The 13,207-nt window shown below is 65.4% G+C and carries 11 protein-coding genes; 5 read left to right on the top strand and 6 right to left on the bottom strand.

The window, feature by feature from the left end; translation table 11 throughout:
* Positions 1–20: 20 nt before the first annotated feature.
* The 3 genes from ACPUD7_RS10295 to ACPUD7_RS10285 form a co-directional block, all read right to left on the bottom strand.
* A complete protein-coding gene (locus ACPUD7_RS10295) occupies positions 21–698 on the bottom strand; it encodes a TetR/AcrR family transcriptional regulator (RefSeq protein ID WP_425119833.1) in 678 nt (225 codons plus the stop codon).
* A gap of 87 nt (positions 699–785) precedes the next feature.
* Complete coding sequence (gene araD, locus ACPUD7_RS10290) at positions 786–2,504, bottom strand: L-arabinonate dehydratase (RefSeq protein ID WP_425119832.1); 1,719 nt, start codon at positions 2,502–2,504, stop codon at positions 786–788.
* Positions 2,505–2,632: 128 nt separating this feature from the next.
* Positions 2,633–4,030, bottom strand: coding sequence for an SLC13 family permease (locus ACPUD7_RS10285; protein ID WP_425119831.1), 1,398 nt, complete (start codon positions 4,028–4,030; stop codon positions 2,633–2,635).
* 169 nt (positions 4,031–4,199) lie between these two features.
* Between ACPUD7_RS10285 and ACPUD7_RS10280 the strand changes: the two genes are divergently transcribed.
* From ACPUD7_RS10280 to ACPUD7_RS10270, 3 genes are read left to right on the top strand one after another with little or no spacing between them, the layout of a single operon-like run.
* Positions 4,200–4,982, top strand: a complete 783-nt coding sequence (locus tag ACPUD7_RS10280) for an HpcH/HpaI aldolase family protein (protein ID WP_425119853.1) — start codon at positions 4,200–4,202, stop codon at positions 4,980–4,982.
* 41 nt (positions 4,983–5,023) lie between these two features.
* A complete protein-coding gene (locus tag ACPUD7_RS10275) occupies positions 5,024–5,839 on the top strand; it encodes an IclR family transcriptional regulator (RefSeq protein ID WP_425119830.1) in 816 nt (271 codons plus the stop codon).
* A gap of 18 nt (positions 5,840–5,857) precedes the next feature.
* On the top strand, positions 5,858–6,379 hold the full coding sequence (locus ACPUD7_RS10270; RefSeq protein ID WP_425119829.1) for a TetR/AcrR family transcriptional regulator: 522 nt from the start codon (positions 5,858–5,860) through the stop codon (positions 6,377–6,379).
* Positions 6,380–6,513: 134 nt separating this feature from the next.
* On the opposite strand, the gene ACPUD7_RS10265 is transcribed toward ACPUD7_RS10270, so the two are convergent.
* Entirely contained in the window at positions 6,514–8,334 is a 1,821-nt protein-coding gene (locus tag ACPUD7_RS10265) for a flavin-containing monooxygenase (protein ID WP_425119828.1), read from the bottom strand.
* A 114-nt stretch (positions 8,335–8,448) separates the two neighbouring features.
* On the opposite strand from ACPUD7_RS10265, the gene ACPUD7_RS10260 reads away from it, so the two are divergent.
* Complete coding sequence (locus tag ACPUD7_RS10260; protein ID WP_240690083.1) at positions 8,449–9,609, top strand: GAF domain-containing protein; 1,161 nt, start codon at positions 8,449–8,451, stop codon at positions 9,607–9,609.
* On the opposite strand, the gene ACPUD7_RS10255 is transcribed toward ACPUD7_RS10260, so the two are convergent.
* Positions 9,610–10,932 carry a helix-turn-helix domain-containing protein gene (locus ACPUD7_RS10255; RefSeq protein ID WP_240690085.1) on the bottom strand — a complete coding sequence of 441 codons (1,323 nt, stop codon included), beginning with the start codon at positions 10,930–10,932 and terminating at the stop codon, positions 9,610–9,612.
* Between the two features lie 62 nt (positions 10,933–10,994).
* A complete protein-coding gene (locus ACPUD7_RS10250) occupies positions 10,995–12,338 on the bottom strand; it encodes a CynX/NimT family MFS transporter (RefSeq protein WP_425119827.1) in 1,344 nt (447 codons plus the stop codon).
* A gap of 86 nt (positions 12,339–12,424) precedes the next feature.
* Here ACPUD7_RS10250 and ACPUD7_RS10245 point away from each other — a divergent pair, with 86 nt between their 5' ends.
* The gene (locus tag ACPUD7_RS10245) at positions 12,425–13,174 is read left to right on the top strand and encodes an AraC family transcriptional regulator (protein ID WP_425119826.1); all 750 of its coding nucleotides are present in this window, start codon (positions 12,425–12,427) and stop codon (positions 13,172–13,174) included.
* Positions 13,175–13,207: the final 33 nt, after the last annotated feature.

Below are 13,207 nucleotides of genomic sequence, written 5' to 3'. Positions count from 1 at the left end.
GTCGACTCGTGCCGTCGGATTCAGGCAGGGTCGGTCGAAGCCCGGTCGTCGTCGAGCGCGGCGAGCCCGCCGGTGTACCCGATCAGGGCGAGGTAGACGCGGGTGGTCTGATCGACGTAGTACCGGGCCCGGGTGCGGTCCTCCCGAATCGCGGCGGCCGCGTCCATGCTCACCGCACGCATGAGATTCGCGGCGTACTCCTCGTCGACCAGGGGCGTTGCGAGTCCGGCCTCGCGCACGCTGTCAATGTGGCGCAGGGTCCGTCGGTAGGGTTTGCCGCGCATGACCTCGAGGATTTCGGCGATCGTTGCATCGGCCTGCGCACGCTTCTCGATCTCGTCGAGGATCTCAAGATTGTCGGCGTAGAGCTTGATGAAGGCTTCCATCGATGCCCGGGAGACGAGCACGGGATCGTCAGCGACCCGCTGAGGATGGTGGTGTGCCTCGAGCAGTTCGTCTCTCAGGCGTGCTGCGATGACGCGGAAGATCTCGGCCTTGCTCGCGAAGTAGACGTAGAAGGTCGGCCGAGACACAGAGGCCGCGGAGGTGATATCGCCGATCGTCGCGGAGTCAAAGCCCTTCGCGGCGAAGACCTCGCGTGCGGCGTGGACGAGCCCGTCTTTCGTGTCGGATTCGAGTTCGCGTCTGATGTCACGGGCCCGGGTCCACTCGACCTCGCGGATGGGCCGCTGTCTCATCGCCGTCCTCCCTGCACATCACCATAGCGAGCTGCGGGCTCCTCCCCTTTCGCAGTTCGACAATCCTATGGCACATGTGTGGGAGGCTCACAGGATCTCGGGCTCCGGGTTTCCGACACCGGCGAGGAAATCGAAGTCGCAGCCCTGATCGGCCTGGTTCACGTGACGGCGGTAGAGGCCCAGATAGCCCCGCTCGCGGCCCAGCGGCAGCGGTGCGATCCGCCTGAGCCGTTCGGCCCATTCCGCCTCGTCGACTTGGGCATTGATGGTCCCCGCAGCAACATCGAGTTCGATGCGGTCGCCCGTGCGCACGGCTGCCAACGGCCCACCCACCGCGGATTCCGGGGCGACGTGGAGGATGCAGGTGCCGTAGCTGGTGCCTGACATTCGGGCATCGGAGATGCGGACCATATCGCGCACCCCCTGCTCGACGAGCTTCTTCGGCAGGGGCATCATGCCCCATTCGGGCATGCCCGGCGCGCCGACCGGCCCGGACCCGCGGAGGATGAGGACCGTGTTCTCGTCGACCTCGAGGGCCGGATCATCGATCTGCGCCTTGTACTCGCGGTAGGAGTCGAACACGAGTGCAGTGCCCGTATGAGTGAGCTTCTCCGGGTCCATCGAGGCCGGTTTGATGACCGCCCCGTCCGGGCACAGGTTGCCGCGCAGCACCCGCAGCGCCGGGACCGTGGACACGGGGGTGTCGATGCCCCGGATGACATCGTCGTCGTGGACCTCTGCGCCTTCGACCTCGTCGCCGAGGACTCCCCCGGTGATGATCGGCGCGTCGAGGTGGAGAAGGTCCTGCAGGCGGTTGAGCAGACCGAGGATCCCTCCGGCATCGTAGAAGTCCTGCATGAGGTGGTCCCCGGCCGGGCGGATATTGGCCAGCAGCGGGACGCGCTGGGCGAGCTCGTCGAACAGTTCGTTCGTCGTGTCGAGTCCTGCGCGTCTGCCCATGGCGACGAGGTGGACGATGGCATTCGTCGATCCGCCCATGGCCAGGGCGACCACAGATGCATTGTGGACCGCCTCGGCGGACATGATCGTCGACGGCGTGCGGTCGTTCCACACCGCGTCGACGGCTAGCCGTCCGCTGGCGGCGGCGAGGCGCGATTGGTCCGCCATCACGGCGGGGATCGACGAGGCTCCGGGCAGCGAGAATCCGAGCACTTCGGCAATGGCCGTCATGGTCGAGGCCGTACCCATCGTCATGCAGTGGCCGGGCGTTCGGGCAATGCCGCTCTCCATCCCCTTCCATTCGCACTCGGAGATGTTGCCGGCACGGAGTTCATCCCAGTACTTCCACACGTCCGATCCGCTGCCGAGCGTCTGACCCTTCCAACATCCGCTCATCATCGGCCCCGAGGGGAAGTAGACGGCGGGGATGTCCATGCTGATGGCTCCCATGAGGAGCCCGGGCGTCGTCTTGTCGCAGCCGCCCATGAGCACGGTGCCGTCGATGGGGTAGGACCTCAGCAGCTCTTCGGCCTCCATGGCCAGGAGGTTGCGATAGAGCATCGTCGTCGGCTTCTGGAAGTTCTCAGACAGTCCGATCGCCGGCAACTCGAGCGGGAAGCCGCCCGCTTGGAAGATGCCGCGCTTGATCTCTTCGACCCGCTGCGGGAAGTGGCCGTGGCACGGGCTGATGTCGTTGTAGGTATTGATGATGCCGATGACCGGCTTGCCGACGAAGTCCTCCTCCGAGTACCCGAGCTGCTTGATGCGAGAACGGTGCCCGAACGACCGCAGATCGTTGACACCGAACCACCGATGGCTGCGCAGCTCTGTGGGTTCCTTCGTCATTGCACTCTCCCTGTCTCGTCTCCTGCTGGTCGGTGTTGTCTCGGCCGGCCCGTTTCCGGAATCCGCGGCAAAAGCGTCGGCCGTCTCTGACTCGACCGCTTCCGGCTCGGGCATCCCCATCGACCCTGTCACGGATAGACGACCAATGACAGCAGGGCCGTAGCCACCGTGAGGATCACCGCAAGCGGCAGTCCGATCTTGATGTAGTCGGTGTAGCGCAGCTTCGCCACGAGAGTCTGAGTCATGCACGGTGTCCCGATCGGAGTGAAGACTGCGATGTTGCAGGCCAGCGTGATGGCGATCGCCCAGCTGGTCGGGTCGGCACCGACCGAGGCCGCCACCGACATTCCGATGGGCACGAACATCGCTGTGAGAGCGACGTTCGAGGCGAAATTCGTCAGAATCATGGACACCATGCACAGGAACAGCAGGATCAGCCACTCCCCCGAGATCCCGCCGAGGAGGCCGGTGATCCAGTCGGCCACGAGCTGTCCGCCGCCCGACTGGGTGAGACCGGCGCCGAAGGCCTGAGCCGCACTGAGGATGATGATCGTGTTCCAGTCGATGCGCTTGAGCGCTTCCGTGAACGGCAGGCATCCGGTGGCGATGAGCACGAGGGCTCCGACCATGGCAACTGTCGCGATATCGGCGATGCCGATGGAGAATCCGACGATCATGAGGATGAGGACGCCGAGCGAGAACGGCATCCGCCAATTCACCGAGGCGGCCGGGGACTCGTCCTCGACCATCGTCGCCGTCGCACCCCCAGCCCCGCCGGATCGCGCGACACCGGCACGGGTGGAGTTCGCCTGCGAATCGGCAGAACGGTGCTGTCTTTCGGCATCAGGCAGCTCTTCCGAGTCGATCCCGACCAGGTCGACCTCGCCGCGGCCGGCGAGAACTCGCGTGCCGATGCGGTAGCCCAGAGTGGCCATGTAGACCACGGTGATGATGATCAGCGGTCCGCCCACGGCGCTGAGAGTGAACATGCCCATGGGGCGGGCGCCCTCAGTCTCCATGAGGATGTCCTGAGTGACGAGCTGCGCGGTCGAACCGGCGAGGGTGGCGATACCGCCGATGGCCGCTCCGATGCCGGCGGAGATCGCCAGAAGCTGCACATTCAGTTTCGTCGTGGCGCGGGCCGCGAGGATGCCGATGAGCGGCAGGAAAATCGCGACGACGGCGCTGTTGCTCAGGAACGCCGACAGGCAGGCGGTGACGAGGGTGATTGCAGCGACGAGCAGTCGCGGATTGCGTTCGACCCGGCTGCGCTGGAACCACTTGACCACAAGGTCGATGACCCCTGTATTGAACAGGGCGCTGCCGACGACCATCATGCACGCGGTGAAGACCGTCGCGGTGCTGCCGAATTTGACGTATGAGTCCTCGAAGCTCAGCGCCCCGATCGCCACCATCAGCAACGAGGCCCCGACCGCGGTGATCGCGATCGGAATCTTCTCGAGGATGAAAGAGATCATCGCGACCACGATGATGAGGAGGCCGAGAATCGCCTGCCATTCGTCCATGTGCTGAAGTCTCCTTTGACTGATGCCGCATGTATCGGTCCGATACCGATCGGGTATGTTCACATATGAACTGGTAGTCTCTATATGAATAACCCTATTGAGCGGATCCGAGACCGTCAAGACGGACATCGGTGAGGCCCCGGCACAAAGGAGTACGGAATTGGAGACTGTGACGAGCGCGGAGGATCGGAGGGCGGCATCGGTCCAAGCGCTGCGCAACCGCGAGGCAGCGGTCGGAACGTTCGTCGGTCTGGGATCGATTCCGGCGACGGAAGTCTGTGCCCGGGCGGGATTCGAATGGCTCCTCATCGACCTCGAGCACGGGGCCGGCGGCGAAGCGCAGCTCAATGCCCAGACGCACACCGCCGCCCGGTTCGGAGCGCTGAGCATCGTTCGAGTGTCCATGCCCGATCGCATCCGCTGTTCCCGAGCACTGGATCTCGGCGCTGATGGAATCATGGCGCCGAGGCTGGACACCCCCGAGGACGTCGCCGCCTTCCTCAGTCACCTGAGCTACCCGCCGGAGGGCGATCGCGGGGTCGCCACCTACCACTCGGCCGCAGGATATGGGCTGGTCAGGGACTATTTCGAGAATGTGCCGCAGCCGCTGGCTCTCGTCCAGATCGAATCCGCTGAGGCTCTGCAGAATGTGGATTCCATCGCGGCGATCGAAGGCGTCGACGTGCTCTTCGTCGGGCCCCGCGACCTCTCCTCCTCGATCGGAGCAGCCCCGGCCGTGGAGGATCCTGCTTTCGCCGCGGCGTGTTCCCGGGTGGTCGAGGCTGCGGCGGACAACGGAATCGCCGCGGGAATCCTCGCAGGCACGGCCGCCGCCGTCGAAGGATTCGTCGACCTCGGCTTCACCGCAATCGCCGTCGGATCAGATTCGAGCCTCATGGCGAATGCCGCGGTGCATGCGGCGAACACAGCACACGATCTGCTCGCCCGATAGGATCTCTGCGAGACTTCAACCGAATCTGCGAAGGAGCATCCGTGGCAACCGCCGACGACAGCAAGTACCGCGCACCCGCCGCGGTGTGTGCCGCCGATGTCCTTCTCGCAGTCGCGCGCAGTGAGACCAGACTCAATGCCGGTCAGCTCTCGACACTGACCGGGCACAACAGATCCCTGGTCTACCGCACCGCCAAGAGCCTGGTCACTCGCGACTTCCTCGAGGAGTACGAGCAGCAGGGAAGCATCTGGTTCCGGCTGGGTCCGGCCGCCGGAGAGATCGGAGGCGCATACCAGCGGGCGATCCCATTTCAGGAGAGCATCCGGCGTCAGATGGGTCAGCTGAGCGAGCGCTTCGGAGAGACGGTGAGCGTGGGACGTCTCGAGGGCCCGGAGGTTCGCTATCTGATGAGAGAAGAGGGGCGCAATTCCGTCGTTGCCCTCTCCCACGTGGGTAAACGCCTTCCCGCCCACGCGACGGCGATCGGAAAGGCGCTGCTGTCCGAACTCGACTGGTCGAAGACCGCGGACCTCTTCGGTGATGCTGCCGCCCTTCGCCAGCTGACGGACTCGACCATCCACACCCTCTCCGGCCTGAGAACCGACCTCGTCGAGGTGAGCGAGCGCGGCTATGCCGTGGAATACGGGGAGGTCGTGCAGGGCCGCTGCTGTGTCGCCGCGACCGTTCCGGGCTTCGAAGTCTTCGGTGCACGAATCGCCATGAGCATATCGATGCCCCAGCCCAGATTCGATGACGAGCACGAACAGGTCGCCGCCGAACTCCTCCGCTGCGCTGCGGAACTTCGGGACGACGTCCGCGACCGCAGAGACCTCGGCGGCGCTGAGTCTCTGGCCTGATCGACTAGGCTCGTGAGCATGGCACGCAATCCCACCGAGACCAAGGAGAGGCTGCTCGACGCCTTCGAATCCCTCCTCGACGAATTCGGCACCGCTGGCGCGACGCTGGACGCAGTGGCCGCGAAGGCCGGTGTCTCCAAGGGTGGATTGCTCTATCATTTCGGGTCGAAGGCCGCGCTCATCAAGGGAAGTCTGGAGCGGCTCGAACACCTCGTCGCCGAGGATGTCGAAGCCATGAAAGCCGCCGGCGACCGACTCCACCTCTACTACCTCGAGACCTCGGCGGAGATCGGCACCCCTCTCGATCAGAGCCTCATCGCCGCCGGTCGTCTCGCCCAAGAGCATGACGAGGCGAAGACCGCTCTGCGAAAGACCCGCGAGGCGTGGTTCGACGTCCTCAACGACCACCTCGGCGACCCCGCTCTGGCAATGACCATCCAACTCATCGGAGATGGCATGTACTTCAACCAGAATTTCGGACTCTCCCAGGACGAGGCACTCGGGCATGTCAAGAACGTCCTCGCCCGCCTCGGTCTGTGAGCCGCTTGAGTCGTCCGGCTCCTTAGCGCTGCGCCCCCAGGGTGCCCCGGCGTGGACAGAGGGCATGGGCTGATCCTGCCCAGCAGAATCAGCCCATGCCCTCTGCCGCGCGGGCCGCGGCCGTCGACCGCACCTCAGCTCAGGTGGTGCACCTCCTGCAGCCCGTAGACAGGGGTGCCGATCCCTTCGTGACGGGCCTTGAGCTGCAGGGCCAGGTAGAGCGAGTAGTGCCGCGACTGGTGGAGGTTGCCGCCCATGAACCACAGGTTCTCCTGCTGCGTGGGCTTCCACATATTGCGCTCTTCGCCTTCCCACGGGCCGGGGTCCTTCGCGGTGTTCGAGCCCAATCCCCAGCACTTGCCGACTTTGTCGGCCGTCTCCTGGTCGACGAGGTCTGCCACCCACCCGTTCATCGAGCCGTAGCCGGTGGCATAGACGACGAGGTCGGCAGTCAGCTCGGTGCCGTCATCGAGAACCACTGAGTTCTCGGTCAGGTGGTCGACTTGCCCCTTGACGAGCTTCACCTTGCCGTCGGCGACGAGCTCGGCGGATCCCACGTCGATGTAGTAGCCGGAGCCGCGGCGCAGATACTTGAGGAAGAGCCCGGATTCGTCATCACCGAAGTCGAGTTCGAACCCGGCGTTCTCCATCCGCTGGTAGAAGTCCTTGTCGCGTTCCTTGATCTGGTCGTAGAGCGGGATCTGGAACTCGTGCATGATCCGGTAAGGCAGCGAGGCGAAGATGAGATCCGCCTTCTCCGTCGTCACACCTTTGGCCAACGCGCGCTCGGAATACAGGTCCCCCATCGCGATATCCACGAGCGAATCGCTCTTGACGATGTGCGTGCTCGAACGCTGCACCATGGTGACGTCGACATCGTTCTCATACAGTGCGCCGCAGATGTCGAAGGCCGAATTGTTGCTCCCGATGACGACGACCTTCTTGCCCGCGTAGGCATCGGGGCCGGGATGCTGCGAAGAATGCTGCTGCTCGCCCTTGAACACGTCAGCGCCAGGGAACGTGGGGATGTTCGGTTTGCCCGACATGCCGGTGGCCATGACCAGGTGAGTGGGGCGCAGCGTGAGCTTCTCCCCGTTCCGCTCGACGTCGACCGTCCACTGACCGGCGTCTTCGTCATAGCTCGCCGAGCTGGCCGTCGTCGAGGACCAGTACGGGATCTCCATCACCTTGGTGTAGAACTCCAGCCAATCCGCGATCTTGTCCTTCGGTGCGAACACCGGCCAGTTGTCCGGGAATTTCAGGTACGGCAGGTGGTCGTACCAGACAGGATCGTGCAGGCACAGCGACTTGTACCGTGACCTCCACTGGTCGCCCGGCCGCTCCCACCGGTCGACGACGAGGGCGGGAACTCCAAGCTGGCGAAGGCGAGCGCCCAGAGCGATTCCGCCCTGTCCCCCGCCGACGACGAGGATGTACGGGTCGGCGGTCTTTCCCCAGGAGGCGTCCTCCTCGGCGAGTTTCTCCGACCAGCTCTTCCGCTCGGGATCGACTCCGTGCTCCGCGCCCATGATGCGGCGGGTGCCGCGCGGCTCTTCGTGTCCGGCGATTTCCTGCAGTGAGGTCAGGACGGTCCACGCTTTGGTGCCGTCCTCGTCGATGAGACGGACGAGTCCCTTGCCCCGCCCCACCGAGGTGGTGAAGGTGAACCAGGCTTCGGTCACCCCATCTGCTTCCGCGGCGGGTTCGCTGAGTTCGAAGTTCATGGGCGAGACGCGCTCGAGGTTGTGCGTCAGCAGGTCGGTGACCCCTTCGGGGTTCTCCACGGTCTTGAGGTTCCAGGTGAAGGACACCAGGTCTCTCCAGTAGCTGGCCGTGGCGAACAGTCCAGCCGCGGCCGGGATATCCCGGGCCCGCAGAGCCGATTCGAATTCGTTCAACCACTCGGTGGCGATGTCGTCTGCAGTCAGCTGCCGGCGTTCGATCGTCGTTGTCATGATCACTCCTCTTCGTTGAGCTGTGTGAGTCCAAGCTATGTGCGGCCGGCCCCGGAAGGAAGAGTTGCATCAAGTTGCATGGCCATGCGCGAGGACCGCCCCTATACTCAAGACATGCCTCAGCCCGACCTGGCACACCTCGCCAGGGATCTGACACGCATTCACGATGCCGTGATCACCGGTGGTTCGCCGCCGGTGCAACCGCGCGCGCTCGTCAAGCGCTCGTGGGATCGGATGCTGCGCCTGGGCCTCGATCCTGCAGGCGGCAACCGGAGGCTCGTCGCCGCCGAGGCGGATGTCGAGGCACGCAGGCAGCGGTCGAAGCTGCGCCTGATCATCGACGAGATGAAGACAGTGCTCCTCCAGGCTCCGGACGCCGCGACCTTTATCCTCGTCGTCACCGATGCCGAGGGTGTCATCCTCTGGCGCGATGGAGCCACCGTCGCACGCCGTCAGGCCGATGGTCTGGGCTTCGTCGAGGGTGCGCACTGGTCGGAATCGGTCGTCGGGACGAACGCCATCGGCACGGCCTTGGCTGAGGAATCGCCCGTGCAGCTGTTCTCTGCCGAACACTTCGAATCCTCACAGCACCCGTGGTACTGCAGCGCGGTTCCGATCCATGACCCCACCGACGGCACTTTGCTGGGAATCGTCGACATCAGCGGTCCTGCACTGACTCTGCATCCGACGGTGCAGACCCTGGTCAACACCGCTGTTCGTCTCGCCGAAGCGCGGCTGCTGATCATCCAGCAGGAACAGCTGTCGAACCTCCGTGATCGCATGTCGACGATGCTGCAGGGCTCTCAGGGTCCTGCTCTGGTCGTCGACGACGCCGGCTGGGTCGCCTACCAGCAGGGGGTGAGGAGCCGCGACCGAATCGAGGTGCCCTCACCGGACCGCACGATCCTCATCCCGGGAGCCGGACTCTGCCTGCCCGAGAGGATCACCGGAGGCTGGCTGCTCCGGCCCTCCGGAGACCGCCAGGCGGCAGTGGTGCTCCGGCTCTCTTCCGACCCTGCCGTGCTCGAGGTCCACTCAGGGGCGGATCCGCTGACCGTTCCGCTTACGCCCCGCCACGCACAGATCCTCGAGGCGGTCACCTCGGCGGGGACAGCCGGCATCAGTGCCGCAGAACTCAGCCGGACGCTCTACGGTGACTCCGACCGGCTGGTCACGGTACGCGCCGAGGTGTCCAGGCTGCGACGATCGATCGGTGCACTGCTCGCCACCCGCCCCTACCGCTGGGCCGAGGGAGTCAGCGCGCGGGTGGAGTGATCACTGCCTCCCAGCACCCCGATACGTGCCGAAGTTCCAGAGCACGCCCTCGGGGTCCTGGACGCTGAAGTCGAGTGACCCGTAGTCCTGTTCGGTCAAGCCCACGACTTCGGTGGCCCCGGCACTGATCGCACGACGGTAAAGCTCCTCGACACGGTCCGTTGCGATGTAGACCGAGCCGGAGGCGACACCGGTCTTCGTCATCACTCCCCCGTCATCGCGGACCGAGCCGAGCATGATTCCCCCGCCTTGGGGCCAGGCCAGTTCGGCGTGGTCGACCCGTTGCGAATCCTCGGCGTTCGTGTACTCGACCACGACCTCGAATCCGAAGGCCTCGCACAGGAAGGCGATTGCGGCCTTCGCGTCCCGATAGCGGAACGTCGGCCAGATGTTCGCTGCGGTTCCATTCGACATGTCAGCTCCTAGAGTTCGATCCTCAACGGACAGCTCTCTGCTGCCCGTTACCCCTCTATCGTGGATCGACCGCCTCGGCGAGGTCTTGGACAAATGGGAACTGCCGCCGCTGACGATCGGATCCTCTTTCAGCCACTGTCGAGGACTCGTTCCGGTCAGTATCTTGAAATCGCGGTTGAGATGAGATTGGTCGGCATAGCCGCACACCGTCGCGATCTCGGCCAGCGAAGCAACAGGAGGGTCGATCATCCTCCGGGCACGATCGAAGCGCATGACACGGGCTGCCTCCTTGACCCCGATGCCGAACTCGGCACGGAACTGGGCGTTGAGATGCCGTCTGCTCCACCCGATGCGATCGGCGAGGAGTGAGACCGGAAGCCGTCCACGGCTGGCCGCCATCTCCCGCCATGATTCGAACACCTCCGCTCGAGGCTGCGCTTCCTCATCGACGACCCGCAGCAGCACCTCGTCGATGGCATCGAACCGAGCGGACCAGCTCGTCGCGTCGTTGACGCGCTCATGGAGCTCGGCGGCGATCGGAGCCGAGACCTCGCCGAGGTCGTAGGTGCGGTGGGCGAAGTCGACCGCCGGCATTGCGAAGAACACCCGCGGAGCGAAAGGCGTGAAATTGATCTGGATTCCGGCCATCGTGCCGTTGTGCCGGATGTGCGTCGCCCGCAGATGAAGCCCCGCCAGCAGGACGTCGAAGTCCTCGACGTCTCCGGTCTCCGGATCCGATTGGCGCAGCGGCCGGCCGATCGAGACGATGAAGGTCATCGCCCCCGAGGGCAGGCCCAGGTGCGTCCCCGCGGGGACGCCTGAGATGTCGTAGCCGACGTAGTCGCCGACATAGGGCCGCAGACGCGGATGCGGGCTGCGGGTGAGGTCGTCGCCGGATGCCGCAGACATGCACCCAGTGTATGCCCGCCTCCTCGGCGAGGGCCCTCCCACATCCTGCCGGCTGCGACGACTCACCCGCGCAGCACGACCTCGCGAGAATGCGCGCCACGTGCCCGAATGTGTCTGTCCTGGCTGGCGAAACCGCCGATGACCAGCTGGACCACGAGCATCACCAGCAAGGTGATGAGCGGGACGGTCCAGGACCCGGTCACTGTGTGCAGCCAGCCGATGCCGATGGGACCGAGGCCGGCGAAGAGGTAGCCGAAGCCCTGCGCCATCGTCGACACGTGCCCGGTGTGGTGGGCGTCGGGCGAGCGCCACACGATATAGGACAGCGACAGACTGATCGTCGCACCCTGTCCCAGACCGAGCAGCGTCATCCACACATAGGCGCCGCCCGTGGGAGCCACCAGCAGCCCGGCAAACCCCGCAGCAGTGAGGACGAAGGCGGCAGCAACACCGAGCCAGCGCGGCCGCAGCCGTTGCGCTGCCGCAGGGGCGAAGAGGCAGGTGATGATCGCCGGGAATGCGGAGAAGGACAGCATCCAGCCTGCTTCGTCGGCGGGCATCCCGCTGTCCTGCAGGATCGAGGGCACCCAGGTCAGCGCGGCGTAGTAGCTCATCGACTGCAGCCCCATGAAGCCGGTGACCGCCCAGGCGATCGGGTCGGTCAGTATCGAGCGGAACGGCGGTTCACCGGCTTCGCTGGCAGCGTCTGCTGCACCGTCATGGCCGGCGACCGTCCCTGCGAGGCGGCCGGGGCGCCGACGCATCTGCGGGATCCACAGCAGTGCGGCCAGCACCGCGGGGACAGCCCAGATCCCCAGAGCCCAGCGCCAGGAGCCGCCGACGATCGGCAGCAGCGGGACGGTCAGGCCCGAGGCCGCCGAGGCGCCGAGGAACAGAGCCGTCGAGTACAGGCCCATCATCAGGCCCACCCGGTGGGCGAAATCGCTCTTGATCGCCGTGGGCAGCAGGACGTTGCCGACGGCGATCGCCGCGCCCACGAGCACCGTTCCGGAGAACAGCGCCAGCAGGCTCGGCTGCAGACGCAGAGCAATGCCGGCGGCGAGGATGATCATGACGAGGCCGAGCACCCGGTGCACGCCGAATCGGCGCGTGAGTCCCGGAGTGAGGAACGCGAACGCGCCGAAGGCGAAGACCGGGATCGTCGTCAGCAGACTCCCCACCGTCGCACTCAGGTGAAGATCGCCGAGGATGTCACCGAGCACCGGCCCGACCGAGGCGACGCCGATGCGCAGGTTGAGACCGATGAGGATGAGCCCGGCGCCCAGGACGAGCAGAGAGATTCTGCCCCGTCCGCTCGTCATCCTCCGCTGAGGTGGATCGGTGAGCGTGGTGCCGTGCTCGGTGAGGGAGAGCTCCTCGTTCGCATTCGGGTCGGATCTCTTCATTTCGTCCTTCGTCGTCGCGCAGTCGGTCAGTGCTCGACCATTCAATCGCGAACCGCCTCGGCGGGGAACCGTTAAACTGACGGCAGATGAACAAATTCAGCCACGAATCGCTCAGTCCGGAACTCATCCACCTGCTCGGCCACGATGAGCGCACCCCGGCCCACACCCATGCGCTCGGCCACCTGGTCTACCCGGCGACCGGCGTGCTGTCGCTGGTGACGAGGGACGGCTCGTGGATCGCTCCGTCCAATCGCGTCGTCTGGGTGCCCGCGGAGTTCGAACATCAGCACCGCGCACATGGGGCGACCGACATGCGCGTCGTCTTCCTGCCCGAGTCGATGGCCACATCACTGGTGCCGCATCCGGCGGTGCTGGCGACGACGCCGCTGGCCAGGGAGGCGATGCTCGCACTCACCGGGCCCAGACGGCGGGAGAAGGCGAGCACGGAGCGCCTGCGCCTCGTCGTCATCGATGAGCTCTCGGCCACCGGCGAACAGCCGCTGCACCTGCCCGAACCGCACGATGATCGACTCCTGGCCGTAACGAAGCTTGTCGAGGAGGATCTGTCGACCCCCGTCTCCCTGGCTGAACTCGGTCACCGGGTCGGCGCGAGTGAGCGGACGCTGTCCCGCCTGTTCCAGCAGGAGACGGGGATGACCTTCCGCCAGTGGAGGGCCGAGCTGCGGGTCCACCGTGCGCTGCTGCGACTGGCCGACGGGATGAGCGTCTATGACACTGCCGCCGAATGCGGGTGGGCGAACCCCGGCTCGTTCATCCTCGCGTTCACCTCCTTGGTCGGGATAAGTCCGGGGAAGTATCAGCAGTCGCTGGTGTGAGCCGGACCGTGGAGCTCAGTCCCTGCGTTCGTC

Origin of the sequence: Brevibacterium sp. FAM 24630 (assembly GCF_049804075.1) — a bacterium.
Classification (GTDB): Bacteria; Actinomycetota; Actinomycetes; order Actinomycetales; family Brevibacteriaceae; genus Brevibacterium.
The sequence above is the reverse complement of the archived record's forward strand: the minus strand, read 5'-3'. Positions and strand labels throughout refer to the sequence as shown.